Annotated in this window: 18 protein-coding genes; 10 read left to right on the top strand and 8 right to left on the bottom strand. The window is 75.1% G+C overall.

Annotated features, from left to right (window positions below; all coding sequences use genetic code 11):
• The first annotated feature begins 5 nt into the window (after window positions 1–5).
• Both ABZ452_RS03335 and ABZ452_RS03330 read left to right on the top strand, forming a co-directional pair.
• A complete protein-coding gene (locus tag ABZ452_RS03335; protein WP_357938463.1) occupies window positions 6–647 on the top strand; it encodes an SIMPL domain-containing protein in 642 nt (213 codons plus the stop codon).
• Entirely contained in the window at window positions 647–1,294 is a 648-nt protein-coding gene (locus tag ABZ452_RS03330) for a nucleoside/nucleotide kinase family protein (RefSeq protein WP_357938461.1), read from the top strand. Before ABZ452_RS03335 ends, ABZ452_RS03330 begins: the two co-directional genes overlap by 1 nt.
• Here ABZ452_RS03330 and ABZ452_RS03325 read toward each other — a convergent pair.
• On the bottom strand, window positions 1,271–3,859 hold the full coding sequence (locus tag ABZ452_RS03325) for a hypothetical protein (RefSeq protein WP_357938459.1): 2,589 nt from the start codon (window positions 3,857–3,859) through the stop codon (window positions 1,271–1,273). The genes ABZ452_RS03330 and ABZ452_RS03325 overlap by 24 nt on opposite strands.
• Before the next feature lie 85 nt (window positions 3,860–3,944).
• Window positions 3,945–4,511, bottom strand: coding sequence for a sugar O-acetyltransferase (locus ABZ452_RS03320; RefSeq protein ID WP_357938457.1), 567 nt, complete (start codon window positions 4,509–4,511; stop codon window positions 3,945–3,947).
• Window positions 4,512–4,653: 142 nt separating this feature from the next.
• Here ABZ452_RS03320 and ABZ452_RS03315 point away from each other — a divergent pair, with 142 nt between their 5' ends.
• The gene (locus ABZ452_RS03315) at window positions 4,654–8,001 is read left to right on the top strand and encodes a S8 family serine peptidase (protein ID WP_357938455.1); all 3,348 of its coding nucleotides are present in this window, start codon (window positions 4,654–4,656) and stop codon (window positions 7,999–8,001) included.
• A 90-nt stretch (window positions 8,002–8,091) separates the two neighbouring features.
• On the opposite strand, the gene dapD is transcribed toward ABZ452_RS03315, so the two are convergent.
• Window positions 8,092–9,051, bottom strand: a complete 960-nt coding sequence (gene dapD / locus ABZ452_RS03310) for a 2,3,4,5-tetrahydropyridine-2,6-dicarboxylate N-succinyltransferase (RefSeq protein WP_357938453.1) — start codon at window positions 9,049–9,051, stop codon at window positions 8,092–8,094.
• A gap of 24 nt (window positions 9,052–9,075) precedes the next feature.
• Here dapD and dapE point away from each other — a divergent pair, with 24 nt between their 5' ends.
• Window positions 9,076–10,149: a succinyl-diaminopimelate desuccinylase gene (gene dapE / locus ABZ452_RS03305; RefSeq protein ID WP_357938451.1), complete on the top strand. Its 1,074-nt coding sequence runs from the start codon at window positions 9,076–9,078 to the stop codon at window positions 10,147–10,149.
• A gap of 51 nt (window positions 10,150–10,200) precedes the next feature.
• Here dapE and ABZ452_RS03300 read toward each other — a convergent pair whose 3' ends face one another.
• Complete coding sequence (locus ABZ452_RS03300) at window positions 10,201–10,362, bottom strand: hypothetical protein (protein WP_357938449.1); 162 nt, start codon at window positions 10,360–10,362, stop codon at window positions 10,201–10,203.
• A 156-nt stretch (window positions 10,363–10,518) separates the two neighbouring features.
• Between ABZ452_RS03300 and ABZ452_RS03295 the strand changes: the two genes are divergently transcribed.
• The 6 genes from ABZ452_RS03295 to ABZ452_RS03270 all read left to right on the top strand — a co-directional run bounded on the left by ABZ452_RS03295 (window position 10,519) and on the right by ABZ452_RS03270 (window position 21,218).
• Window positions 10,519–11,385, top strand: coding sequence for a TIGR00730 family Rossman fold protein (locus tag ABZ452_RS03295; protein ID WP_357938446.1), 867 nt, complete (start codon window positions 10,519–10,521; stop codon window positions 11,383–11,385).
• A gap of 2 nt (window positions 11,386–11,387) precedes the next feature.
• Window positions 11,388–11,933 carry a TIGR00730 family Rossman fold protein gene (locus ABZ452_RS03290; RefSeq protein ID WP_357938444.1) on the top strand — a complete coding sequence of 182 codons (546 nt, stop codon included), beginning with the start codon at window positions 11,388–11,390 and terminating at the stop codon, window positions 11,931–11,933.
• A 160-nt stretch (window positions 11,934–12,093) separates the two neighbouring features.
• Window positions 12,094–15,798, top strand: a complete 3,705-nt coding sequence (locus tag ABZ452_RS03285; protein ID WP_357938441.1) for an ATP-dependent DNA helicase — start codon at window positions 12,094–12,096, stop codon at window positions 15,796–15,798.
• A complete protein-coding gene (locus ABZ452_RS03280; RefSeq protein ID WP_357938439.1) occupies window positions 15,795–19,343 on the top strand; it encodes a UvrD-helicase domain-containing protein in 3,549 nt (1,182 codons plus the stop codon). Before ABZ452_RS03285 ends, ABZ452_RS03280 begins: the two co-directional genes overlap by 4 nt.
• A gap of 200 nt (window positions 19,344–19,543) precedes the next feature.
• On the top strand, window positions 19,544–19,747 hold the full coding sequence (locus tag ABZ452_RS03275; protein ID WP_013288421.1) for a cold-shock protein: 204 nt from the start codon (window positions 19,544–19,546) through the stop codon (window positions 19,745–19,747).
• A 211-nt stretch (window positions 19,748–19,958) separates the two neighbouring features.
• Window positions 19,959–21,218, top strand: coding sequence for a DEAD/DEAH box helicase (locus tag ABZ452_RS03270; RefSeq protein ID WP_357938437.1), 1,260 nt, complete (start codon window positions 19,959–19,961; stop codon window positions 21,216–21,218).
• A gap of 112 nt (window positions 21,219–21,330) precedes the next feature.
• Here the strand turns inward: ABZ452_RS03270 and ABZ452_RS03265 are convergent, their stop codons facing one another.
• The 4 genes from ABZ452_RS03265 to ABZ452_RS03250 are packed head-to-tail and all read right to left on the bottom strand — an operon-like array spanning window position 21,331 to window position 24,493.
• Window positions 21,331–21,774, bottom strand: a complete 444-nt coding sequence (locus tag ABZ452_RS03265) for an Rrf2 family transcriptional regulator (protein ID WP_357938435.1) — start codon at window positions 21,772–21,774, stop codon at window positions 21,331–21,333.
• A gap of 4 nt (window positions 21,775–21,778) precedes the next feature.
• The gene (locus ABZ452_RS03260) at window positions 21,779–22,663 is read right to left on the bottom strand and encodes an ABC transporter permease subunit (protein WP_357938433.1); all 885 of its coding nucleotides are present in this window, start codon (window positions 22,661–22,663) and stop codon (window positions 21,779–21,781) included.
• The gene (locus ABZ452_RS03255; RefSeq protein ID WP_357938431.1) at window positions 22,653–23,432 is read right to left on the bottom strand and encodes an ABC transporter ATP-binding protein; all 780 of its coding nucleotides are present in this window, start codon (window positions 23,430–23,432) and stop codon (window positions 22,653–22,655) included. The genes ABZ452_RS03260 and ABZ452_RS03255 overlap by 11 nt, the downstream gene beginning before the upstream one ends.
• Complete coding sequence (locus ABZ452_RS03250) at window positions 23,429–24,493, bottom strand: ABC transporter substrate-binding protein (protein WP_357938429.1); 1,065 nt, start codon at window positions 24,491–24,493, stop codon at window positions 23,429–23,431. The genes ABZ452_RS03255 and ABZ452_RS03250 overlap by 4 nt, the downstream gene beginning before the upstream one ends.
• Between the last annotated feature and the right edge of the window lie 158 nt (window positions 24,494–24,651).

Genomic DNA, 24,651 nt, shown 5'->3' with positions numbered 1-24,651 from the left:
GCGGCATGGCGGACGCACCGGTCGTGGCGGTACGCGGCGAGGCGTACCGGGAGGTCGCCCCCGAGCTGGCCCGGTTCACGGTGACCGCCACGGCGCGGGACCGCGACCGGGAGGCCACGCTGACCAGGCTGGCCGAGCGCGCGGCCGCCGTGCGGGTGCTGCTCGACGCGGCCGAGCCGGCCGTGGAGCGGCGCGAGACCGGCCAGCTCCGGGTCTGGCCGGAGACGAAGCGCTCGGGTGAGCGGGTGGTGGCCTACCACGGCAGCGTGACCACCACGGTCACCGTTGTCGACTTCGCCGCGCTCGGCGAGCTGATGCTCCGCCTGGCCGACCAGGATCAGGTCGAGCTGGCCGGCCCGTGGTGGTCGCTGCGGCCGGACAGCCCGGCCTACCGGGAGGCCCGGCACGCCGCGATCGCGGACGCCCTGGCCCGCGCCCGGGAATACGCGGAGGCGCTCGGCGCCCGGGTGACCGCCCTGGTGGAGCTGGCCGACACCGGCCTGGCCACCGCCCCGCCCATGCTGGCCAAGGCGGGCTTCGCGCGGGGCGCGGAGGCCGCGCCCGAGCTGGAACTGGATCCGCAGCCGCAGCCGGTGCAGGCGGCGGTCGAGGCCCGGTTCACCATCAGCGAACCGGTGCTCGGCTGATGCCGCCCGCGCAGTCGCTCCCGCTCGGTGAGCTGCTGGCCCGGGCCCGGGCCCTCGCCGGGGACGGCCCGCGGCAGCTGCTCGGCATCGCCGGCGCGCCGGGAGCGGGCAAGTCGACGCTGGCCGAGCGGATCGTCGCCGAGGTCGGTCCGACCGCCCGGCTGGTGCCCATGGACGGCTTCCACCTGGCCCAGTCCGAGCTGACCCGGCTGGGCCGGGACGCGCGCAAGGGCGCGCCGGACACGTTCGACGCCAACGGCTTCGTCTCCACCCTGCGGCGGCTCCGCCGGCTGGAGCCCACCTCGGTGTGGGCGCCCGCGTTCCGCCGCGACCTGGAGGAGCCGGTCGCCGGGGCGATCGAGGTGCCGCCCGAGGTGCGGCTCGTGGTGACCGAGGGCAACTACCTGCTGCTGCGCGAGGAGCCGTGGGAGGAGGTGCGCACGCTCCTGCACCAGATCTGGTTCCTCGATCTCGACGCCGAGCTGCGGGTGCGCCGCCTCAGCGCCCGGCACGAGGCGTACGGGAAGACGCCGGAGCAGGCCCGCGCCTGGGCGCTCGGCAGCGACGAGGCCAACGCCCGGCTCGTCGCCGGCACGGCCGACCACGCCGACCTGGTGGTCCGGCTAGCCGACCCGCTGCCGGGGTGACGGCACGGCCCGGCGCAGCAGCCGCGCCACGACGGCCCGCTCCCGGGTGAACTCGGCCGCCTCCGGATAGCCGCTGTGGTTGCGGATCGGGGGGTCGGCCACCTCGCCCCCGACGGGGTGCAGCGCCTCCGGGTCGACCACCGGCACGTCTCGTTCCCCGGCGCTGACCGGCCAGCCCAGTGGGTCGGTGTCGCGCCAGAAGTTGGTCCACGACACGTGCCCGCCGGGCCAGGTGAGCGCCCGGGCCAGGGTGCGCAGCCGCTCGGGCCCGAAGTACGCGGGGAAGACGCGGCCGTAGAGGCGGGTGAGCTGGCAGCCGTAGGAGAAGAACCAGATCCGCCGCCGCCAGCGGCGGGGGAGTTGCAGCAGCATGGCGGCGCAGATGACGGTGCCCTGGCTGTGCCCGGAGAGGATCACCCCGTCCATCCGGTCGGGGTGCAGCGGGGGGAGCGCGAGCAGCCCGGCGACCCGGGTCTGGAGTTCCGGTACGGCACGCTCGGCGTAGCTGGGCGGGGCGAGCGGGTGCGCGGCGCGGGGCCAGAAGGTGCCGACGTCCCAGATGACGCCGACCGAGCGGCGCACCGTGTCGGTGCGGTAGACCAGCAGCCCGAGCGCGCTCATCACCACGGGCAACCAGCCGAGCATGGTGTCGCCCCGGTTGGCCGCCCAGTGGATGACGGTCTGCCAGCCGGAGGGCGAGAGCGGGCTGGGCCGGCCGCGGGAGAGCGCGGCGACGCAGCAGAGCGTCACCAGGACCACGGAGACGGTCGCGTAGCAGCCGACCAGCCGGACCGCGTGCTCGCCGACCAGCCGGTGCAGCGCGCGGAAGGTGCTGACGTCGCGGCAGCGGCGCAGGTCGTGCGCGGACAGGCCGGCGCCGTCGGCGGTGAGGGCGGCGTACTCGGCCCGCCGGAGGGTCTGGAGCAGGATGCCGGCCCGGACCAGCAGGGCGAGCAGGGCGAGCAGGCCGACCACGCAGGCCAGCCCGGCCCAGAAGACCGCGAGTGGGGGCACCACCCGGCTGTCGCCGCTCGGGTCGGCCCGGCTGTCGAGCCGGTCGCTGACCCAGTAGAGGAGGCCGGCGCAGTAGGCGATCGCCATCATCCAGCCGAATCCGGCGATGAGCGCCGGGGCGCGTCCACCCCAGGCGAGGTCGGTGTGCGCGCCGAGCGGCTGCACCGGCACGGCCGGCCGGGTCCGTGGCAGCAGCAGCCCGGTCAGGGCGATCGCGATGGCCGGCCCGGCGAGCATCCAGCTGCTCAGCGCGTCCGGCGCGTCCGGGACGCCGGGCAGGCCGCGCTCGGCCCAGGCCACCCCGAGCGGCAGCAGCAGGCTGCCGGCCACCGGCCCGGACAGGGCGCGGCGTCCGGAGCGGTTGACCGCGCCGATGGTGATCAGCAGCAGCACCTGGTACGTGGCGAGCCAGGCGACCGCGGTGTCGTAGCCGGGCAGCGACCGGTCGGTGCGGCAGCCGGGGATGCCCGGGTCGGCGACGCACCCGATGGGCGGCCGGTACGCGGACAGCGGCCGTCCGGCGGGACCGTCCGGCAGCAGCAGCAGGGTGAACGTCCCGGCCAGCCCCAGCCCGGTGAGCAGCGCCACGGCCGCGCTCCACCGGCCGAGTGGCGTGGCGCCCTGCCGCCGGCTCAGCCAGGGCCGGCCCAACGCCACGACGGCGATCGCCACCACGGCCGCGAGCACGGCGACGGTCGGCCAGGCGACCGCGGCCCGCAGCCCGCGCGGCGGGTCCATGACGATCACCGCGGCCACCGGGACCGCCGCCGCGATCACCGCCCCGGTGCACAGGTGCAGCACGGCGGCCCGGCGCAGCTGCCCCTCGCCGTTCCAGAACGTCGGGTCCTGGAGCGGGTTCTCCAGTGGCTCCGGCCGGTCCGGCGGGTCGGCGGGCGGGCCGTCCTCCCGGGTGGCGGGGCGGGGGTGCGGTTCGGCGGGCATCTCCGCCTCGTACTGGTAGGTGCGCCAGGCGACCAGGCCGAGCCCGGCCAGCAGGAGCAGCGGCACCAGCAGGCCCGCGGCCAGCGCCCGGGTGTCCTGGCGCCACCAGGCGTTGCCGAGGAACTCCATGGGGCCGGGGAGGTGACCGAGGCAGTCCAGACCCACGCACTGCCAGCCGATCAGGTCCACCCCGATCCCCGTCGCCGTGATGGCGAGGGTGCCGGTGAGGCTCAGGCAGAACAGCCGGATGAGCCAGGCCGTGACGCCGGAGCGGCTGGCCCAGCGTTCCCGGTCCGGGTCCGGCGGGATGCCGGTGCGGGCGTAGAGCGCCACGTTGGCCAGGGTGAAGGGGAGCAGGAGCGTCCACAGGGCCCGCTCGACGTCGCGCCGGGTCCGCGCGCCGGAGGTCAACTGCCCCCAGCTGTACGCCTCGACCGTGATCGGGTCGTCCCGGCCGGCCGTGCTGGCGCGGTAGAAGCCGGTGACCGCGCCGCCGGCGACCAGGTCGGGCTGCGCGCCGTCACCGCCGGGGGCGGGGCGCAGCCCGAGCAGTTGGTCGGGCGGGGTGTTCGACACCCCGTGTACGCGCAGTTCGAGCACCCGTTCCATGAGGCCCCCTGGGTGAACCGGTCACTACCCAGAGTGCACCCTCCGGCCGGGATCCGCACCCCGGCGAAGGTGTTGTTTCAGCAGCTCAGACGGTCTCTTCGAGGCTCCGGACCGGGCGAGCGGGGTTACCGACCGCCACCACATTGGGGGGTAGGTCCTTGGTCACCACCGCGCCCGCGCCGACCACGGTGTTCTCCCCGATGGTCACGCCGGCCAGCACGATGACCCCGCCGCCGAGCCACACGTTGTCACCGATGGTGATCGGCTGGGCGGCCTCCCACTTGGCCCGCCGGGCCGCCGGCTCGACCGGGTGGGTGGCGGTGAGGAGTTGCACGTTCGGTCCGATCTGGACGTCGGCGCCGATGCTGATCCGCGCGACGTCGAGAAAGACCGCGTTGAAGTTGACGAAGGTGCGTGGCCCGATGTGGGTCTGGTAGCCGTAGTCGCAGTAGAGCGGCGGTCGGACCCAGGCGTCCTCGCCGACCGAGCCGAGCAGCTCGCGGAGGGCGGCGAGCCGCCCCTCGGGGTCGTCGGCGGAGCTGCGGTTGAAGCGCTCGCTGAGCCGGGCGGCCCGGTCCAGATCGGCGACGATCTCGGGGTCGTCCGCGATGTACGGCTCGCCCGCGAGCATGCGGTCCTTCATGGCGGTCACCGGCCGATCATGCCCCGCTCGGCTGCGGGATTGGCGCCGGTTCCGTCGGATTGACGACTTCCGATTGCATACGCGGTATGTAATTCTGACGGTCCCCGTCGATGTGTCCCCATCGATGAAGACGCTTGACGAAGGAGGAACGTTGCGTCGAAACCGAAGAAGAATCGCCGCCCTCGGCCTCACCCTGGGGCTGGCGCTGGGCGCGCCCGTGCCCGCCTCCGCCGCCCCGCAGGCGGCCCCCGACGCCGACACCGCTCCCGCCCGCGCCGCGGCGGCGCGCGCCGGCCAGCCGGTCACCGTCACCCTCATCACCGGCGACCGGGTCACCGTCACCGCCGCCGGCCACGCGGCGGTCCGCCCCGGCACCGGCCGCGCCGGAGTCGGCTTCCTGGTCGGCCGGGAACGCGGCAATCTCACCGTGCTGCCGCAGGACGCGCTGCCCCTGGTGCGGTCCGGCCGGGTCGACCGGCGGCTGTTCGACGTCACCGGCCTGATCGCGGCCGGCTACGACGACGCCCGGCGGGACACGCTGCCGCTGCTCGTGTCGTACCGGCCGGGGTCGGCCCGACGGGCGGCGGCCCCGGTGGCCGGCACCCGGGTGACCCGCGACCTGCCGGCGATCGGCGGCGCGGCGCTGGTCGCGACGAAGGCCGCCACCGGTGCGGTCTGGGGCGCGGTCACGGCCGACCGGGCCGGCGCCCGGGTCGACGCGGCGGGGGATGTCGACCGGATCTGGCTGGACGGCCGGCGGCGGGTGACCCTCGACCACAGCGTGCCGCAGATCGGCGCCCCCACCGCCTGGGCCGCCGGCTTCACCGGCAAGGGGGTCAGCGTCGCGGTGCTCGACACCGGCGTCGACCTCACCCACCCGGACCTGGCCGGCCGCGTCGCCGACTCCCGCAACTTCAGCGAGGCGGCCGAGTCGGACGACATGGTCGGGCACGGCACCCACGTCGCCTCGATCATCGCGGGCAGCGGGGCCGCCTCCGGCGGGAAGTACCGCGGCGTCGCCCCCGACGCCACCCTGCTCTCCGGCAAGGTCTGCGAGAACCAGGGCTGCACCGAGTCGGCGATCCTCGCCGGCATGCAGTGGGCCGCGGTCGAGAAGCACGCCGGCGTGGTCAACATGAGCCTCAGCGGCACGGACTTCCCCGAGGTCGACCCGCTGGAGCAGGCCGTCGAGACGCTGACCGCGCAGACCGGCACGCTGTTCGTGGTGGCCGCCGGCAACGACGGCGCCGACGGCTCGGTCGGCTCGCCGGCCACCGCCGACGCCGCGCTGGCCGTCGGTGCCGTCGACCGGGACGACGCGCTCGCCGACTTCTCCAGCCGGGGGCCGCGGGTCGACGGCGGGCTCAAGCCCGACATCACCGCGCCCGGCGTCGAGATCGTGGCCGCACGGGCCGCCAACGGCGCCATCGGCGACCCGGTCGGAGACCGCTACGTCTCCCTCTCCGGCACCTCGATGGCCACGCCGCACGTGGCCGGCGCGGCGGCGCTGCTCGCCCAGCAGCACCCGGGCTGGACCGCGGGGCGGTACAAGGCCACGCTGATGGCCTCGGCGAAGCCGCACCCCGACCAGACGGCGTTCCAGCAGGGCGCGGGACGGGTCGACGTGGCTCACGCGATCACCGAGCAGGTCACCAGCGACCCGCCCAGCGTCTCGTTCGGGCTGACGGCCTGGCCGCACGGTGACGACCAGCCGGTCGCCCGCACGGTCACCTACCGCAACGGCGGGACCGGCCCGCTCACCCTCGACCTCACCGCCGAGGTCACCGGCCCGGACGGGCGCGCCGCCCCGGCCGGCATGTTCACCCTCGGCGCGTCCCGGCTCACCGTGCCGGCCGGCGGAACGGCCCAGGTCACCGTCACGGCGGACACCCGGCTCGGCGGACTGGACGGCTACTGGACCGGCCGGCTGGTGGCCCGCGGGGGCGACGCGGTCGCGGTGACCCCGCTGGCGGTCAACCGCGAGGTGGAGAGCTACGACCTGACCGTCACGCACCGGGACCGGTCCGGGAAGCTCACCGGCGACTACTTCACCACGCTGATCGGGCTGGACGGCGTCGTGTACCGGGACGTGTACGACCCCGACGGCGAGGCGCGGATCCGCCTCCCCAAGGGCCGGTACGGCCTGAACAGCCTGGTCTACGTGCCGGGGGACGAGGGCTGGACCGAGGTCTCCATGCTGGCCCAGCCCGAGCTGGTGGTGAGCGGCGACCAGCGGCTCACCGTCGACGCCCGGCGGGCGAAGCCGGTCCGGTCCACCGTGCCGCAGCGGGGCGCCGCCCCCCTGCTGATCGACATCTCGGCCAACTGGTCCACCGAGGACATGTCCGCCGGGTTCGGGCTCTGGACGTTCAGCTTCGACGGCCTCTACAGCGGGCAGCTCGGGCGCGGCGTCTCCGACTCGCTCTTCGTCGGCGCCCTGGCCAGCCAGTGGCTCGAACCGACCGCACCGGAGCGCAGCCCGTACTTCTACGCCCTCAACGAGGTGTTCCCGGGCCGGATGCCGACCGGGTTCGTCCGGCACTACCAGCCGGGCGACCTGGCGACCGTCACGCACCGGTTCGCGGCCGGCTACGCCGGGCTGGAGAACGAGCGGATCGTCTTCCCGGAGTCCGACTACAACATCGGCGGCTCGGCGATCGTCGTGCCCGTTCCGGTGCCCGGGAAGCGGGTCGAGCACTACAGCACGACCCGCACCGGCTGGAGTTCCGAGCTGGACTTCGGTCAGCGGGGCGAGGACGGCTGGCTGGAGGTGCGGGCGGTACTGGAGTCGGTGCCCACCCGGTACCGGGCCGGCCGGACCTACCGGGAGGACTGGAACAGCGCGCCGTACGGGCCGTCGTTCCCGCAGCCGCGCTGGCCGGAGCAGGGCCTCACCCGCAACGGCGACACCCTCGTGGTCGCCCTGCCGGTGCACAGCGACGCGGCCGGCCACCCCGGCGGCTCGCTCAACGACACCGAACGGACCGCGCTCTACCGCAACGGGAAGCTGCTCGCCGAGCAGCCCTCCGCGGGGTACGGCGAGTTCCAGGTGCCGCCGGGCCTCGCGAGCTACCGGCTGGAGACCTCGGCCACGCGGGACTTCACCGACCTGAGCACCGAGGTGTCGGCGAGCTGGACGTTCCGCTCCAAGCGGGTCCCGGGTGACGACTGGGTGCGGCTGCCCGCCATGGCGGTCCGCTTCGCCCCGCCGCTGGCCGTGGACAACAGCGCACCGGCCGGCCGGACCTTCACCATTCCGGTCACGGTGCAGCGGCAGCCCGGCGCGCCGGCCGCCTCCGTCGCGGCGCTGACCGTCGACGTCTCGTACGACGGCGGCAAGACCTGGCGGAAGGCGGCACTGCACAAGCAGGGCGCGGGGTGGGCGGCCACCGTCCGGCACCCGGCCGGCCCCGGCTACGTCTCGCTGCGGGCCGCCGCCCGGGACAGCGCCGGCAACACGGTCACCCAGCGGATCATCCAGGCGTACCGCCTGCGGTGAACCGGTCGTCCGGGTCCACGGCCGCCCGGCCGTGGGCCTGGACGGCGGACGGGCCGGGGCGTTCCGCCCCGGCGCGTCCCGCGTCGTCGTTCAGTCGTTGGCGTGCAGCGCCGCGTTCAGCTCGATGCCCCGGCCGGTGCGCGGCTTCGCCTCCAGGGCGCCGGTCACCGAGTTGCGCCAGAACAGCAGGCCGTCCACCCCGGAGAGCTCCCGGGCCTTGACCACCCGGCCGTCCGGCAGCGTGATCTTCGAGGCGGCAGTGATGTAGCAGCCGGCCTCCACCACGCAGTCGTCGCCCAGGGTGATGCCCACGCCCGCGTTCGCGCCGACCAGGCTCCGCTCGCCGATGCGCACCTTCTCGGTGCCACCGCCGGAGAGCGTCCCCATGATCGACGCGCCCCCGCCGATGTCGGAGCCGTCGCCGACCACGACGCCCTGCACGATCCGCCCCTCGACCATCGAGGTGCCCAGCGTGCCGGCGTTGAAGTTGACGAAGCCCTCGTGCATGACGGTGGTGCCGGCGGCCAGGTGCGCGCCGAGCCGGACCCGGTCCGCGTCGGCGATGCGCACGCCGGCCGGGACCACGTAGTCGGTCATCCGGGGGAACTTGTCCACCCCGTACACGGCCAGGTGGCGGCCGGCGGCCCGCTCGATGACCCGCAGCTCGTCGACCCGCTCCGGCGGGCACGGCCCGGCCGAGGTCCACGCCACGTTGGCCAGCTTGCCGAAGATGCCGTCGAGGTTGAGCTCGTTGGGCCGCACCAGGCGGTGGGAGAGCAGGTGCAACCGGAGGTACGCGTCAGCGGCGTCCTTGATCGGATCGTCCAGCGAGCCGATCACGGTGACCACCTGGACCGTGCGCAGGCCGGGCAGCGCCCGCTCGCCGACCGCGCCCGGCGGCAGGTCCAGCACGTCGGCCTCGTCCTCACCGGCGACCAGTGGCAGCTCGCCGAGCCCCAGCTTGCCGGTCGGGTACCAGGTGTCCAGCACCTGGTCGTCAGCGGTGATCGTGGCCAGGCCGATGCCCCAGGCAGACTGTGCGGTCGTCACGGTGCTGACGGTACCGTGCGAGACATGCAGAACCCGTTGACCCCCGAGGTCTTGGCCGATCCGGTGGCGCTGACCCGCGCGCTGGTCGACATCGAGTCCGTGTCGCTCAACGAGAAGGCGATCGCCGACTGCGTCGAGGAGGTGCTGCGGGGCGTGCCGCACCTCACCACCTACCGGCACTCCAACACGGTGATGGCGCGTACCGACCTGGGCCGGGCCCAGCGGGTGGTGCTCGCCGGCCACCTGGACACCGTGCCGCTCAACGACAACTTCCCGTCGACCATGCGCGGCGACCTGATGTACGGCTGCGGCACCTCCGACATGAAGTCCGGCGTGGCCTTCGCGCTGCACCTGGCGGTGACCCTGCCCGACCCGCGCTACGACGTCACCTACTTCTTCTACGAGGCCGAGGAGATCGAGTCGAAGTACAACGGCCTCACCCTCGTCTCCCAGGCGCACCCGGAGTGGCTGGCGGCCGACTTCGCGCTGCTGCTGGAGCCGACGTACGGGATCGTCGAGGCCGGCTGCCAGGGCACCATGCGGGCGATCGTCACCACGCACGGCGAGCGGGCCCACGCGGCCCGGTCCTGGCACGGGGTCAACGCCATCCACGGCGCCGGCGAGGTGCTGCGCCGGCTGACCACGTATGAGGCGCGCCGGGTGACCATCGAGGGTTGCGACTACCGCGAGGGCCTGAACGCGGTGCGGATCACCGGCGGGGTGGCGGGCAACGTCATCCCGGACCGCTGCGAGATCGAGATCAACTACCGGTACGCCCCGGACCGGGACCCGGCCGCGGCCGAGGCGCACCTGCGCGAGGTCTTCGCGGGCTTCGACCTGGCGGTCACCGACGCGGCGGCCGGCGCGGCCCCGGGGCTGGACAACCCACCCGCGCAGGAGTTCGTGGCCGCGGTCGGCGCGGCCCCGATCGGCAAGTTGGGCTGGACCGACGTGGCCCGGTTCGCGGCCATGGGCATCCCGGCGCTGAACTTCGGTCCCGGCGACCCCAACCTGGCCCATCACAAGGACGAGCACGTCGAGCTGACGAAGATCCGCGACGGCGCGGCCACCCTGCACCGCTGGCTCGCCTCGTCCTGAGTACGCGACCGGGGGCCCGCGTCGGTGACGCGGGACCCCCGGGCCGGACCGTCAGAGCGTGGTCGTCAGCGGGGTGTCCGTCTCGGTGGTCTCGCCGGTGAGGTCCGTGTGGTGGGCTTCCATCATCCGGGCGCGGCGGCGCTCGGCCACCACGTCGCGGATCCGCCGCTGCATCTGCCGGCGAATCCGGATCATCTCGCTGTTGCTGATCAACGCTGGCTCCTCCCCCGAAGGCGCGTCGCCGGGGCATACCCGGTATGTGAATAGTAAGACGTACGAGCGAGCCATTTAGTTGCCCATGATCACGAAGAATTTCTCCGCGTTGCCCGCCTCCGCACCGCACCGCCCCGGCTCCACTACGGTGGCCCCATGAGCCAGAGCAACGGGCGGCCACCCGGCCGCGGGCCGAGCGGGGTGCGGCACCGGGGCGCCGTCACGCTGCGCAACCAGGCCATCCCGACCAGCACCGCCGACCAGCGGCTGCTCGACTCCCGGGGCCGGGGCGACTGGAAGACCAAGGACGCCTGGCGCGCGCTGCGCATCCTGTCCGAGTTCGTCGAGGGCTTCGACACCCTCGCCGACCTGCCGGCCGCGGTCAGCGTCTTCGGCTCGGCGCGCAGCAAGCCGGACAGCCCCGAGTGCCGGCTGGCCGAGGAACTGGGCGGCGCGCTGGCCCGGGCCGGCTACGCGGTGATCACCGGTGGTGGGCCGGGTGTGATGGAGGCGGCCAACCGGGGCGCCGGCGAGGCGGGCGGGCTCTCCGTCGGGCTCGGCATCGAGCTGCCGTTCGAGCAGGGCCTCAACGACTGGGTCGACCTGGCCATCGACTTCCGCTACTTCTTCGCCCGCAAGACCATGTTCGTCAAGTACGCCCAGGCCTTCGTGGTGCTGCCCGGCGGCTTCGGCACCATGGACGAGCTCTTCGAGGCGCTCACCCTGGTGCAGACCGGCAAGGTGACCCGCTTCCCGGTGGTGCTGATGGGCGTCGACTACTGGCGGGGGCTGCTCGACTGGCTCCGGGACACCATGGCCGCCGAGGGCAAGATCGGCCCGAACGACCTGGACCTGATCTGCCTCACCGACGACGTCAACGAGGCGGTCCGGCACATCGTGGAGGCCGAGGCGGTGCTCTCCGCCGAGCAGGAGGCGATCCGCGAGGAGGCGGTCGCCCGGGTCGCCGCCGACCAGCAGGCCGCCGCCGAGGCCGCCCCCGGCGGGCCGGCGGAGCAGGGCTGACCGTGGCCAACGTCTGCGTGTTCTGCGCGTCCTCGCGCACCCTCGACGCCCGCTGGCTGGACCTCGCCACCGAGACCGGCGCGGAGCTGGCTCGGCGCGGGCACACCCTGGTCAGCGGCGGCGGGTGCGTGGGGATGATGGGCGCGGTGGCCGACGGGGCGCGGGCCGCCGGCGGCCGCACCCTGGGCGTCATCCCGCAGGCCCTGGTCGACCTGGAGGTCGCCGACCTGGCCTCCGACGAGCTGCTGATCACCGACGGGATGGCCAGCCGCAAGACCCTGATGATCGACAAGTCGGACGCGTTCGTGGCCCTGCCCGGCGGGCTCGGCACCCTGGACGAGCTGTTCGAGGTCTGGACCACCGCCACCCTGGCCATGCACGCCAAGCCCATGGTGCTGGTCGACGCCGACGGCTTCTACCGCCCCCTGTTCGACTGGCTGCGCACGCTGGCCGACCACCACTTCCTCAAACCCGCCGGCCTGGACCTCCTCCTGGTGGCGGAAACGGTCCCGGAAGCCCTCGACCTCCTGGACAGCCGCCTGACCTGACCCGCGTGCCGCCCCGGGCCGCTCTCGGTGATCATGAAGTTATCGCCCTCGATGCCGGCGTGTCGTGACAACAACTTCATGATCGACTCCCAGCAGCAGGCGGGCGGGCGAGCGGGCGGCGGGTTTTCTGGTGTCGTACCGGCGTGGTGGGATGTCGGGGATGCAGGCGTATCGGCTGGTGCGCCGGGCCGGTGACGCGGGGACGGGGGTCTACCGCGACGCCGGGGCGGGGCAGGGGGGTGGTCGGTCCGACGGGCCGGCCGAGGCGGAGCCGCGATCCGGGGGGTCCGCGGGCGATGCCGCGCACCCGCCGTCGCCCCGGACGGATCCGGTGCAGGCCGAAGTCGTCGCGCACGCCGACGGGCCCATGCTGGTCGTCGGCGGCCCCGGCACCGGCAAGACCGCCACCCTGGTCGAGGCGGTCGCCGCCCGGGTGGCCGAGGGCGTCGACCCGGAACACGTCCTGGTGCTCACCTTCGGCCGGCGGGGCGCCACCGAGCTGCGCCACCGGATCGAGGCGCGGATCGCCGGTGACGGTCACCGCGTGGTCCGCGAGCCGCTGGTCCGCACCTTCGCGGCGTACGCCTTCGGGTTGCTCCGCCGGGCCGCCGCCGAGCGCGGCGAACCCTCGCCCCGGCTGCTCACCGGCCCCGAGCAGGACCTCATCATCCGCGAGCTGCTCGACATCGTGGGCGAGGAGCCGGCCGACGACCCGGTCGGCTGGCCGGAGGACCTGCGCCCGGCGCTGCGCACCCGGGCGTTCGCCCAGCAGCTCCGCGACCTGCTGATGCGCGCCGCAGAGCGGGGCGTCGGCCCGGTCGAGCTGGCCCGGCTGGGCGAGAAGCTGGGCCGCGCCGACTGGCCGGCCGCCGCCCGCTTCCTCCGGGAGTACGTGGCCGTCCTCGCCCTGCGCGACGTGAGCAACCGGGGTTCGATCGCCTACGACCCGGCGGAGCTGGTCCGGGCCGCCACCGGCATGCTGCTCGACGACCCGGAGCTGCTGGCCGCCGAGCGCCGCCGGCTCGCCCACGTCTACGTCGACGAGCTGGCCGACACCGACCCCGCACAGCTCGACCTGCTCGCCGTCGTGGCCGGTGGCGGCAAGTCCCTGGTCGCCTTCGCCGACCCGGACTCCTCCACGTACGCCTTCCGCGGCGCCGACCCGGCCGGCGTGACCACCTTCCCGCACCGGTTCCGCACCGCCTCCGGCGCGCCGGCCGCCCAGGTCAGGTTCACCACCTCCTACCGGGCCGGCCCGGAGCTGCTGGCGGCCACCGCCCGGCTGGCCCGCCGGCTGCGCGGCCCGGCGGCGCACCGGCGGCTGCGCCCGCTTCCCGACGCTCCGCCGGCCACCGTGGACGTCCGCACCTTCCGCTCGGCCACCAGCGAGTCCGCCTGGCTGGCCCACGCGCTGCGCGAGGCGCACCTGCTCGACGGGGTGCCCTGGTCCCGGATGGCGGTGCTGGTCCGCTCCACCGGCCGGCAGCTGCCCTCGCTGCGGCGCGCCCTGCACACCGCCGGGGTGCCGACCGTGGTGCACGGCGAGGACCTGCCGCTGCACCTCCAGCCGGGAGTTGCCCCGCTGCTGCTCCTGCTCCGCTGCGCGCTCGACCCCGACCGGCTCGACGAGGAGTCGGCGGTCGCCCTGCTGCACTCGCCGCTCGGCGGCGCGGACCCGCTCGCCGAGCGGCGGCTGCGCCAGGGGCTGCGCGCGCTCGCGCTGGCCGCCGGCGACCGCCGCCCCTCCGGCGAGCTGATCGTGGAGGCGCTGCGCGACCCGGCCGAGCTGGCCGCCGTCGAGCGGCGCTGGGCGGCCCCGGCGCAGACCGTGGCGCACCTGCTGGACACCGCCCGGCAGGCCGCCGCCACGCCCGGCGCGACCGCCGAGGACGTGCTCTGGGCGGTCTGGCGGGAGAGCGGCCTCGCCGAGCGCTGGGCCGGGGCGATCACCCGGGGCCGGGCCGCCACCGGCGAGCACGAGACCGCGCAGCGCTGGCGTGCCGAGGCCGCCGACCGCGACCTCGACGCCGTCATGGTGCTCTTCGACGCGGCGGCGCGGTTCACCGACCGGCTGCCCGGCGCGCGCACCGAGGTCTTCCTCGACCACGTGCTCGGGCAGGAGCTGCCGGCCGACACCCTCGCCGCCAGCGCCGACCGGGGCGAGGCGGTCCGCCTGCTCACCGCGCACGCGGCCAAGGGCCTGGAGTGGGACCTGGTGGCGGTCGCCGGCGTGCAGGAGGGCGTCTGGCCCGACCTGCGGCTGCGCGGCAGCCTGCTCGGCTCGGAGCGGCTGGTCGACGTGCTCGCCGGCCGCGCCGACGGCGCCGGGCTGCGGGCCAGCCTGGTGGGGCAGACCTCGGCACTGCTGGACGAGGAGCGCCGGCTGTTCCACGTCGCCGTCAGCCGGGCCCGGCGGCGGTTGCTGGTCACCGCGGTCGCCTCGGCGGCGGTCGGCGGCGACGACCACGAGGAGCAGCCCAGCCGCTTCCTGCACGAGCTGGCCGCCACCGATCCGCCCGCCGTGGGCGGGGGCGGCACCGTCCCACCCGGCCCGGACCCGGGACCCCGCCCGGACGGCCCGACCAGCGGCGGCCCGACCAGCGGCGGCCCGACCGGCGGCGCCCTGACCGGCGGCGCCCGGACCGGCGGCGGCCCGACGGGCGGCGGCCCGACCGGCGGTGGCGCCGCCTCGACCGGTGCAGCCGGTCGGGGACGGGACCGGCGTGCCGGCGACCGCACCGCCGCGATTCCCGCCACCGTGGCCGGACGACCTGGCGACGGTGCCGCACTGAGCGTGCCGGCGTCGGACGGGCCGGTGCCGGCCGGGGGCGAGGACCCGCAGGACGGGGCGCCCGGCGCGCTGCCGGTCACCCTGCCGCCGCGCGGGCTCACCCTGTCCGCGCTGGTGGCGGAGCTGCGTACCGCGATCACCGACCCGGCGGCGCCGGTCACCCGGCGGCGCGCGGCGGCGGCCGAGCTGGCCCGGCTGGCCGCCGCCGGAGTGCCCGGCGCACACCCGGACGACTGGTGGGGGTTGCGCGGCCTCTCCGACGACCGGCCGCTGGTCGACGAGGGCGAGCCGGTCCGGGTCACGCCGTCGGCCATGGAGAGCGCGTTGCGGTGCAGCCTGCGCTGGCTGCTGGAACGGCACGGCGGCAGCGCCCCGGCCAGCGCCGCGCAGGGGGTCGGCAACCTGGTGCACGCCGCCGCCATGCTGGCCGAGGACGCGAGCGTCGACCGGACCGCCCTGCTGGAGTACGTGGCCGCCCGGTTCGACGCCATCGAGCTGGCCGCCCGCTGGATGGTCGGCCCGGAACGGTCCCGCGCCGAGGCCATGGTGGACAAGCTGCTGCGCTGGCTGGCCGGCAACCCCCGGCGGCTGCTCGCCATCGAGCACGAGTTCGCGGTCCGCCTCGACGACCCGCGCCGGCCGGTCGAGCTGACCGGCCGGGTCGACCGGCTGGAGGTCGACGCGGACGGGCGGCTCGTGGTGATCGACCTGAAGACCGGCAAGTCCACCGCGGTCACCGAGCGGGAGGTGGCCGAGCACCCGCAGCTCGGCGCCTACCAGGCGGCCGTGGAGGCGGGAGCGTTCGCCGAGTTCGGCGAGGAGTCCGGGGGCGCCGCGCTCGTGCAGCTCGGCACCGGCGCGAAGGACGCCAAGGAGCAGTCCCAGGCGGCCGCCGGGGAGGGCCCCGAGGCGGGTTGGGCCACCGCGCTGGTCCGGCGCACCGCCGACACGATGGCCGCCGCCACCTTCGCCGCCGTCGCCAACTCGAAGTGCCGGGTCTGCCCGGTGCGCACGAGCTGCCCGGTCTCCGGGCAGGGCCGCCAGGTCGTCGAGCCCCCCGCGGAGCACACATGACGACCCAGCCGACGCTTTTCGGCACCACCGCCACCCCGACGCCCCGGAGCGCCGACGCGGGCCCCCGCTACACCCCGGTCGAGCTGGCCCGGCTGCTCCGGCTGCCGGCGCCCACCCGGGAACAGGCGGCGATCATCGCCGCGCCCGTGGAGCCGCTGCTGGTCGTCGCGGGCGCCGGCTCGGGCAAGACCGAGACGATGGCCGCCCGGGTAGTCTGGCTGGTCGCCAACTCCTACGTCCGCCCCGAACAGATCCTCGGCCTCACCTTCACCCGCAAGGCCGCCGGCGAGCTGGCGCACCGGGTACGCACCCGGCTCGACCAGCTGATCCGCCGGCTCGGCCGGCAGGGCCGGGACCCGCACGAGGACCCTCTGGCGGGCGAGCCGACCGTCTCCACCTACCACTCGTACGCGGGCCGGATCGTCACCGAGCACGGGCTCCGGGCCGGCTACGAGCCGACCACCCGCCTGCTCACCGAGGCGTCCCGCTGGCAGCTCGTCGACCTGCTGGTACGCAACTACGACGGCGACATGTCCGAGGTGGACCGGATGCCGTCGACCATCACCGACGCGGTCCTCGCCCTGGCCGGGGAGCTGGACGAGCACCTGGTCGACCCGGACGAGCTGGCCGCCTGGACCGGCCGGTTCTTCGCCGCGGTGCAGTCCCGCCCGGGGCGGGTCTACGCCGACGTGCGTAAGGCCCTCCAGCTCCAGCAGACCCGGCTGAAGCTGCTGCCGCTGGTCCGCGCGTACGCCCGGCGCAAGGACGACTTCGAGGCGATGGACTTCGCCGACCAGTTGGCCCGGGCCGCGCGGGTGGCCCGCGACCACCCCGGCGTGGGGGTGATCGAGCGGGACCGGTTCCGGGTGGTGCTGCTCGACGAGTACCAGGACACCAGCCACGCCCAGGTGGTGCTGCTCAACGCGCTGTTCGGCGGCGGCCACCCGGTGACCGCGGTGGGCGACCCCTGCCAGTCCATCTACGGCTGGCGCGGCGCCAGCGCCGGCACGCTGGACCGGTTCCCCACCGAGTTCGCCCCCACCGACGGCGCCCCCGCCGAGGTGCTCAGCCTCACCACGAGCTGGCGCAACCGTCCCGAGATCCTCGGCGTCGCCAACGCGCTGTCGGTGCCGCTGCGGGCGGCCGGCGCCCGGGTGCCGGAGCTGCACGCCGCGCTCAGCGTCCGCGACCCGATCCCGCACCGCAGCCCCGGCGGGCGGGCCGCCGGCACCGTGCACTGCGCGTTGCTGGAGACGTACGCCGACGAGGCCGACTGGATCGCCGACAGCGTGCTGGCCGCCTGGCGCGGCGCGGCCGGGATGCCGGACGCGCTGCCCGAGCACATCCCGGCGCACCGGCGCCCCACCACCGCCGTGCTGGTCCGGCTGCGCAGCCAGATCCCGGCCGTCGAGGCGGCGCTGCGCGCCCGCGGGCTGCCCGTCGACGTGGTCGGCCTGGGCGGGCTGCTGGACACCCCCGAGATCCGGGACGTGGTCTGCACGCTGCGGGTGCTCGCCGACCCGACCGACGGGGCGGCGCTGCTGCGGCTGCTCACCGGCGCCCGCTGGCGGATCGGGCCGCGCGACCTGGTCGCCCTGCACCGGCGGGCCCGGGCCATCGCGCGGGCCCGCCGGGAGGTGACCGGCGACGACGGGCCGGAGATCACCGTGGACGCGCTGGACGAGGCCACCCTCGTCGAGGCGCTGGCCGACCTGGGGCCGGCGCAGGCGTACTCGGCGGAGGGGTTCGCGCGGCTGCGGTCGTACGGCATGGAGCTGGCGCTGCTGCGCTACCGGCTGGACCAGTCGCTGCCGGAGCTGATCGCGGACATCGAGCGGACCATCGGCCTGGACGTGGAGGTGGCGGTCCGGGCCGGCCGGGACGGCGCCGGCGACGCGGGCCTGGCCCGTGCCCACCTGGACGCGCTCGGCGACGTGGCGGCCCGGTTCAGCGGTGAGACGCCCGGCGCCACCCTCGCCGGGTTCCTCGCCTACCTGGCCGCCGCCGAGGACGAGGAGCGCGGCCTCACCCCGGGTGAGGTCGAGGTGGTGGAAGGCGCCGTGCAGATCCTCACCGCGCACGCCGCCAAGGGCCTGGAGTGGGACGTGGTGTCGGTGGCCGGGCTCACCCGGGGCGTCTGGCCGGGGCCGGTGCGCAACTCCGATCACTGGCTGGGCGGGCTCGGCGTGCTGCCGTTCCCGCTGCGCGGCGACGCGGACGGGCTGCCCGAGCTGGGCCTTGACGGGGCGGAGGACCAGCGCGGGGTGGCCCGGGCGGTGGAGGACTTCACCGACGCCTGGCGGGCGCACGACGAGCGGGAGGAGCGCCGGCTGGCGTACGTGGCGGTGACCCGTCCCCGCCGGCTGCTGCTCTGCTCCGGCTACTGGTGGGGGGAGGGGACGAAGAGGTTCCGCGGCCCCTCGGTCTTCCTCCGCGAGGTGCACGACGCCTGCCTGGCCGGCGCGCACGGCCACCTGGTCGACGCCTGGGCGCCCGAGCCGGCCGGTGACGCGGTCAACCCGACCACGGAGACGGTGCTGCGGGCGGAGTGGCCGGCCGACCCGCTCGGCGCCCGCCGTCCGGCGCTGGCCGAGGCGGCCGCCCTGGTCCGCCGCTGCCTGGCCGACCCCGAGGCGGCCCGCCGCGAGGAGGCCCTGCTGGCGGCGGCCCCGGCGCCCGCGCCAGCACCAGCCGAGGACGCCGGCACTCCGGCGCCCGCGGAGGACGCCGACACCTCGGCGCCCGCGGCGGACGCCGGCACCGCGGCGGACGCCGGCACCTCGGCGCTCGCCGAGGCCGCCGGCACTCCGGCGCCCGTCGAGGATGCCGAGGTGGCCCGCTGGCGGCGGGAGGCGGACCTGCTCCTCGCCGAACGGGCCGAGCTGGCCCGGCGGGCCGAGGCGGTCGAGGTGGAGCTGCCCAGGCACCTGTCGGTGACGCAGCTCGTGGCGTTGCGCCGTGACCCGGAGGCCCTGGCCCGGACGCTGCGCCGGCCGATGCCCACCGAGCCCAACCCGTACGCCCGGCGGGGCACCGCCTTCCACACCTGGCTGGAGCAGCGCTTCGGCGCCGACCGGCTGCTCGATGTGGACGAGCTGCCCGGCGCGGCCGACGAGGACGCCGCCCCGGACGACGCGCTCACCGAACTCCAGGAGCGCTTCCTGGCCAGTGAGTGGGCCGACCGGGTGCCGGTGGAGGTGGAGGTGCCCTTCGCCACAGTGATCGCCGGCGTGGTGGTCCGGGGCCGGATGGACGCCGTCTTCGCCCGCCCCGGCGGCCGCTACGACGTGGTGGACTGGAAGACCGGCCGGCAGCCCGGCGGGCGGGAGGCCGAGGCGGCGGCCGTGCAGCTCGCCGTCTACCGGCTGGCCTGGGCGGAGCTGGCCGGGGTGCCGGTCGAGCGGGTCGGCGCCGCCTTCCACTACGTCCGGGACGGCGTGACCGTGCGCCCCGCCGACCTGCTCGACGCCGCCGGGCTGACCGCGCTCGTCGCCGCCGTGCCGGAATTTCCGACAGAGGGCGCGGCGTTGCGGAGATCGTGGTAGGTTAGGCGCGTTGCAGTTTTGGTTTCCAGAGACTCTGTGTGCGCCTGGCGGATTGTGGCCCCAGGCGCTCTTTGTTGTGTCCGGAGTTCTCCGGGCGGGGCGACCAGCAGCGACAGGCATGCCGCGCACCACGCGTGGTGTGCTCCTCTTCGGTCCGCAACAGGTGCGGGTCCGAACGTTCCGTCAAGGAGACGAAACACATGGCAATTGGCACCGTCAAGTGGTTCAACGCTGACAAGGGCTTCGGCTTCATCACCCCCGACGACGGCGGCGCCGACGTCTTCGCCCACTTCTCGGCGATCCAGACCTCCGGCTACCGGAGCCTGGACGAGAACCAGCGGGTCGAGTTCGAGGTGACCCAGGGCCAGAAGGGCCCGCAGGCGGAGAACATCCGTCCGCTCTGATCTTCGGATCAATCCGTAACACCCATCGCGCCCCCCGGGCGCGGTGACGGGCCGGTCCGCCGCGCAGCCCACCCGCTCTGCGGGAGGTGGCGTGCTGCGGCGGGCCGGCCCGTACCTTTCGGTTCGTGCTTGTGACCACCGGTGACGCCGGTGACGCGCCGCCCCGCGGCGCCCTTCCTCGACACGTGCCGCGTCGAGGAAGGCTTTCCGCATGACCATGACCGTCCCCACCTTCGCCGCCACCGGCCTGGCCCCGGCGCTGGTCACCGAACTGACCGCGCAGGGCATCACCGAGCCGTTCCCGATCCAGGCGGCGACCCTGCCGGACTCGCTGGCCGGCCGTGACGTGCTCGGCCGCGGGCGCACAGGCTCGGGCAAGACGCTCGCCTTCGGGCTGCCGCTGCTGCACCGCACGGCCGGCCACCGCGCCCGCCCCGGTCGCCCGCTGGCGCTCGTGCTGGTGCCCACCCGCGAGCTGGCCCAGCAGGTCACCGCGGCGCTCACCCCGTACGCCCGGGCGCTCGGGCTGCGCTGCGCCACCGTGGTCGGCGGGCTGTCCCTCCAGCGGCAGGCGGACGCGCTGCGCGCCGGCGCCGAGGTGCTGGTGGCCACCCCGGGCCGACTGCATGACCTGATCGACCGGCGTGACGCCCGGCTCGACCAGGTGGCCGTCACCGTGCTCGACGAGGCCGACCAGATGGCCGACATGGGCTTCCTGCCGCAGGTCACGAAGCTGCTGGAACAGGTCGCCCCGAACGGCCAGCGGATGCTCTTCTCGGCCACCCTGGACGGCGGCGTGGACAAGCTGGTCCGCCGCTTCCTGAGCAACCCGGTGTCGCACTCCGTCGACCCGGGCACCGCCACGGTGACCGCGATGACCCACCACGTGCTGCACGTCGACGCCGAGGACAAGCCGGGCGCACTCGCCCACATCGCCGCCCGCGAGGGACGCACCATCCTGTTCATGGCGACCAAGCACCGCGCCGACCGGGTCGCCCGTCAACTGCTCGCCAAGGGCGTACGCGCCGCCGCGCTGCACGGCGGCAAGACCCAGCCGCAGCGCACCCGGATCCTGGAGCAGTTCCGCACCGGCCAGGTCACCGCCCTGGTGGCCACGGACGTGGCGGCCCGGGGCATCCACGTCGACGGGCTGGACATGGTGGTCAACGCCGACCCGCCCACCGAGGCGAAGGACTACCTGCACCGGGGCGGTCGGACCGCCCGGGCGGGGGAGTCCGGCACCGTGGTCACCCTGGTCCTGCCGGAGCAGCGCCGGGACGTCTCCCGGCTGATGACCGTGGCCGGCATCACCCCGCAGACCGCCCGGGTACGCCCCGGCGACGAGGAACTGGCCCGGGTCACCGGCGCCCGCCAGCCCACCGGCGTCCCCGTCACCCTCGCCGCGCCGCCCGCGCCCCACCCGGCGCAGGCCTCGCGGCCGGCCCGGTCCCGCCGCCCGCGGCGCCGCTGATCCGCCGCCCCCGGCTCGGCGAGGTGGCGTCGTCCGGCCCACCGGACACCGCCACCTCGCGAAGCTGAGGCCGGGCCGCGTCGCACCCGCGGCCCGATCCCGGCCGGTTCGGTCAGGACGCCGCCGCGCGGTCCGCCAGCAGGTCGGCGAGGGTGGTCCGGTCGACCACCAGGGCGATGGCGCCGTCCACCGCGAGCCAGACGTCCCGCAGGCCGGCGGCCACCCCGTGGTAGCCGGCCCGGTCGGCGGGCATGCCCCGCACGCTGGTCAGCGCGCCGCCGACCGCCCGTAGCACGTCGCCCACGCTGATCTCGGCGGGCGGGCGGGTGAGCGCGTACCCGCCCTCGGTGCCGCGGTGGCTGTGCAGCAGCCCGGCCCGCCGCAGGTCGAGCAGGATGCCCTGGAGGAAGCTGAGCGGGATGCCCTGGCGCTCGGCCAGGCTCGCCGCCTTGACCAGCTCGCCGCCACCGAGCCCACCGTCGCCGGTGGACCCGGCGTTGTCGGCGACGGCGAGCATGGCCCGGAGCGCGTAGTCGGCGCGCGCGGAGACGTACACGGCGTCAGTTGCCGGCCTGGTCCAGCACGCCCCACCGGCGGCGGATCGCCTTGTCGGCGGCACCGAACGCGGCGTCCACCGCGATGCCCACCACCAGGATGACGATCATGATGGCCATCAGCCGGGTGGCCTCGCTCAGCTCCCGGGCGTAGGTGAGCTGCGCGCCGATCGACGTGCGGGTGGCGATGACCACCAGCAGCTCGCCGGCCATGAGGCTGCGCCAGGCGAACGCCCAGCCCTGCTTGAGCCCCGCCACGATGGCGGGCAGCGCGGCCGGCGCGATCACGTACCGGTAGAGGTTCAGCCCCCGGGCGCCGAGGTTGCGGCCGGCCCGGACCAGCAGCGGCGGCACGTAGTCGACGCCGTGGATGACGCCGTTGGCGACCGACGGCGCCGCCCCGAGCACCACCACGAAGAAGATGGCCTGCTCGCTGAGCTGGAAGAGCAGGATCGCGAGGGGGAACCAGGCGATCGACGGCATGGTCTGCAACGCGGTGATCATCGAGCCGAGCGCGGCGCGGAGCACCTTCACCCGGGCCACGGCCAGGCCGAGCAGCAGCCCGACGGCGACCGCGGCGGCGAAGCCCACGGCGGCCCGGCGCGCGGTGGTGGCCAGACCCTCCCAGAGCGCCGAGCTGAGCGCGTAGTGGCCGAGGTCCGCGAAGACCGGCGCCGGGCCGGGAAGTGCCCACGGGTCCTTCCAGCCGCTCCACACCACGGCCTGCCAGAGGGCGATGGCCAGGGCCAGCGCGGCCAGTTTTGGCCAGGTGGCCGACCAGAGCCGGCGCAGCCGGGACGGCGCCTTTTCCCGCCCGGCGATCTCCAGGGCGTCGAGGCCGGAGATCTCCGCGTCGGTGCGCGGCGCCCCGGCGAGGGTGTCACTGGCCATGGCGGCCCACCTCCGTACGCAGCCGGTCGGTGACCTCGGCGGCGATGGCCGCGATCTCCGGCGAGTCGATCCGCCGGGGTCGCGGCACGTCGACCTCGGTGGAGTAGATGATCCGGCCGGGCCGGCTGGACAGCAGGATGATTCGGTCGGCGAGCCGGGCCGCCTCGCGGACGTTGTGGGTCACGAAGAGCACGGTGAGCTTCCGCTCGGACCAGATCCGTTCCAGCTCGTCGTGCAGGATGTCCCGGGTCATCGCGTCGAGCGCGCCGAACGGCTCGTCCATCAGCAGCACCGGGGTGTCCAGGGCGAGGGTGCGGGCCAGCGCGACCCGCTGCCGCATGCCGCCGGAGAGCTGGTGCGGGCGCTTGCGGCCGAAGTCGGACAGGTGGACGGTGCGCAGCAGCTCGGCGACCCGGGCCTTGCGCTCGTCCCGGGGCAGCCCGCGCAGCTTGAGCGGCACCTCGACGTTGGCGTCGACGGTGAGCCACGGGAAGAGCGCCGGCTCCTGGAACATCAGGCCCGGGTTCACTCCCTCGCCCAGCTCGATCCGGCCGCCGCTGGCGCGGTCCAGGCCGGCGACCAGGTTGAGCAGTGTGCTCTTGCCACAGCCGGACGCGCCGACCAGGCAGACGAACTCGCCGGGGGCGACGTCCAGCGACACCCCGTCCAGCGCCAGGACGGCCTGCTCGCCCTGGCCGTACACCTTGGTCACGCCGCGCAGCGCGACCGAGCCGGTCGCGCTGCGCGGAGCCGTCGTCGTCGACGTCACGGCTGGACGACCTCGGTCTTGCCCTGGGCCTTGAGCACCTCGTTGAGGTACTTCAGGTCGTAGAGGCCGTTCAGGTCGACCGGCTGGGTCAGCCCGACGGCGACGGCGTGGTCCAGGCCGGTCTTCAGCGAGGACGGGATCGGGTCGTTGGTGAACTCCAGCGTCGGCCAGGCCTGCTTGATCAGCTTGAGGTCCAGCGGCTTGCCGGTGATCTTGCCGATGTGGTCGGAGATGGCCTGCTGGGCCTCGTCCGGCTTGCTGTTGACGAACTCGTTCGCCGCGACCTGCCCCTCGACCAGCTTCTTCACCACGTCCGGGTGCGCCTTGAGGAACTTGGTGCTGACCAGCAGGTTGGTGATGACGAACTTCTTGTCCGGCCAGAGGTCGCGCTCGTCGACCAGCACCTTGCCGCCCGCGTTGACCAGCCGGGAGACGAAGGGCTCGGGCACCCACGCGCCGTCGATGGCGCCACTGGCGAACGTCTCGATGGTCTGCGCGTTCTCCTGGGGGACCACCTTGACGTCGCCGCCGCCCTCCTTGGTGGTCTGCAGGCCCTTCTCCTTGAGCCAGTAGCGCAACGCGACGTCCTGGGTGTTGCCGAGCTGCGGGGTGGCGATCTTCTTGCCGCGCAGCTGCTCCGCCGAGGTGATCTCCGGCTTCACCACGAGCGCGACGCCGCCGGACGCGGCGCCGGACACCACCCGGACCGCCTCGCCCTTGGACTTGGAGAAGGCGTTCACGGTCGGGTTCGGACCGATGTAGGTGGCGTCGAGCGCGCCGGAGAAGACCGCCTCGATGGCCGCGGGTCCGGCGTTGAAGGTCTTGGTCTCCAGCGTGACGTCGCCGCCCAGCTTCTCCTTGAAGATGCCCTTCTCCACGCCCACCACGGCGGGCGCGTGGGTGATGTTCGGGAAGTAGCCCAGGCGCAGGGTGACCGGACCGGAGCCGCCGGCCGCGTCGTCGCTGTCGTCGCCGCAGGCCGCGGTGGCGCCCAGGGTGGCCGCGCCGACCACGGCGAGGGTGGCCAGGGTGACCAGGCGGCGGAAGGGGAGCCGTCTCATCGTGTATCCAATCCGCAGTATTCCTACTTAGTTGGTAGGAAGACTGGGGCAGGCCGTGGGCGGCGTCAAGACCCGTCCGCGATCCGGGACGCGCGACCTGGGGATTCTCGGTAATTCCCACCTGTTCGGTGGAGATGGCCAGACCGGTCGGCCCCCGG

The organism is Micromonospora sp. NPDC005707, from assembly GCF_040631005.1.
Classification (GTDB): Bacteria; Actinomycetota; Actinomycetes; order Mycobacteriales; family Micromonosporaceae; genus Micromonospora.
This window is presented reverse-complemented; position numbering and strand designations above follow the sequence as displayed.

Bases quoted from the DNA above. Each gene is read 5' to 3' on its own strand.
- dapE (WP_357938451.1), top strand. From the start codon at position 9,076: ATGCAGAACCCGTTGACCCCCGAGGTCTTGGCCGATCCGGTGGCGCTG.
- ABZ452_RS03335 (WP_357938463.1), top strand. From the start codon at position 6: ATGGCGGACGCACCGGTCGTGGCGGTACGCGGCGAGGCGTACCGGGAG.
- ABZ452_RS03330 (WP_357938461.1), top strand. From the start codon at position 647: ATGCCGCCCGCGCAGTCGCTCCCGCTCGGTGAGCTGCTGGCCCGGGCC.
- ABZ452_RS03295 (WP_357938446.1), top strand. From the start codon at position 10,519: ATGAGCCAGAGCAACGGGCGGCCACCCGGCCGCGGGCCGAGCGGGGTG.
- ABZ452_RS03250 (WP_357938429.1), bottom strand. From the start codon at position 24,493: ATGAGACGGCTCCCCTTCCGCCGCCTGGTCACCCTGGCCACCCTCGCC.
- ABZ452_RS03280 (WP_357938439.1), top strand. From the start codon at position 15,795: ATGACGACCCAGCCGACGCTTTTCGGCACCACCGCCACCCCGACGCCC.
- ABZ452_RS03275 (WP_013288421.1), top strand. From the start codon at position 19,544: ATGGCAATTGGCACCGTCAAGTGGTTCAACGCTGACAAGGGCTTCGGC.
- ABZ452_RS03270 (WP_357938437.1), top strand. From the start codon at position 19,959: ATGACCATGACCGTCCCCACCTTCGCCGCCACCGGCCTGGCCCCGGCG.
- ABZ452_RS03285 (WP_357938441.1), top strand. From the start codon at position 12,094: ATGCAGGCGTATCGGCTGGTGCGCCGGGCCGGTGACGCGGGGACGGGG.
- ABZ452_RS03325 (WP_357938459.1), bottom strand. From the start codon at position 3,859: ATGGAACGGGTGCTCGAACTGCGCGTACACGGGGTGTCGAACACCCCG.
- ABZ452_RS03260 (WP_357938433.1), bottom strand. From the start codon at position 22,663: ATGGCCAGTGACACCCTCGCCGGGGCGCCGCGCACCGACGCGGAGATC.